The organism is Faecalibacterium sp. AM43-5AT, assembly GCF_003603345.1.
Classification (GTDB): Bacteria; Bacillota; Clostridia; order Oscillospirales; family Ruminococcaceae; genus Faecalibacterium; species Faecalibacterium taiwanense.
Window position 1 is genome coordinate 1 of the sequence record NZ_QVGZ01000042.1, and the last position, 303, is coordinate 303.

The 303-nt window shown below is 47.2% G+C and carries 1 protein-coding gene and 1 pseudogene; both read left to right on the forward strand.

Going from position 1 to position 303, the window contains the following annotated elements; translation table 11 throughout:
• Positions 1-187 (forward strand): DUF6054 family protein (locus DW937_RS14635; protein ID WP_243111514.1); only part of this gene is annotated, 187 nt, incomplete at its 5' end.
• A 1-nt stretch (position 188) separates the two neighbouring features.
• A pseudogene (locus DW937_RS15345) lies at positions 189-303 on the forward strand (DUF2500 domain-containing protein); the annotation flags it as partial.

Consider the following 303-nt stretch of genomic DNA (forward strand, 5'->3'; position numbering starts at 1 on the left):
CAGCATGATGGGCGGCAACCGCCTGAGTCTGACACTGACCATGTTCCAGAATGGAGATAGCCCGATTCGGCTGTCTGCAATTACAGCGGGCGGCAGTCAAGCGGTGTTCTTCAAGGTGAACACCCTCGGAGAAGAATCTTTTCTGGACGATGTAAAGGACCTGCTGGAAGAAATTTTGGAGGAATAAGATGTTTTACGCTGGAATTGATCTGCTGTTCAGCATTCTGTTTCCCATCCTGTTCCTTGTGGTTTTGGGTATGATCCTATACACCATCATCGGAAATATCAGCACATGGAATAAAA